Source organism: Mesorhizobium sp. M0106 (assembly GCF_040322715.1).
Lineage (GTDB): Bacteria > Pseudomonadota > Alphaproteobacteria > Rhizobiales > Rhizobiaceae > Mesorhizobium.
Genome location: NZ_JAMYUA010000148.1, coordinates 1 through 594, shown reverse-complemented (window position 1 = coordinate 594; position 594 = coordinate 1). Strand labels below are relative to the sequence as shown.

Sequence of the window (594 nt, the reverse complement as noted above, 5' to 3'; positions counted from 1 at the left end):
ATGCGGTCGGGTCATTGGACCTGCCGGGGCTGAGTGTAGAGGCTACGGGGGAGGGGATCGATCAGGTCAAGTTCGATCTGGAGCTCGACCTTGGCGAAGATGGCGATCAGATCGCCGGATCGCTGCACTATGCCACGGCGCTGTTCGACGAAGCGACGATCGAGCGGCAGCGTGGTTATTTGCTGGCGCTGCTGCGGGCGATGGTTGCCGATGCCGGGCAGCCGGTCGGCCGCATCGAGCTGCTGTCGCCCGAGGAGCGCGACTATCTGCTGGAGGAGCTGAACCGGACGGACACGGCCTATCCGTCGGATCTTTGCATCCACGAGCTGTTCGAGCAACAGGTGCGCCGGACGCCCGAGGCGGTGGCGGTGGTCTGCCAGGACGAGCGCGTAAGCTATGGCGAGCTCAATGCCCGGGCCAACCGGCTGGCGCATCATCTGATCGCCCTTGGGGTCAAGCCGGACCAGCCGGTGGCGATCTGCGTCGAGCGCAGCCCGGCGATGGTGGTGGGGCTGCTGGCGATCCTCAAGGCGGGCGGCGCCTATGTGCCGCTCGATCCGGCCTATCCGAGCCCACGGCTCAACCAGGTGCTCG

General features: G+C 66.7%; 1 protein-coding gene. It reads left to right on the top strand.

Features of this window, described 5'->3' with window-relative positions; genetic code table 11:
* Window positions 1-594, top strand: a 594-nt coding sequence (locus tag NKJ55_RS35520; protein ID WP_352453944.1) for an AMP-binding protein, incomplete at both ends; no start/stop codon positions are given.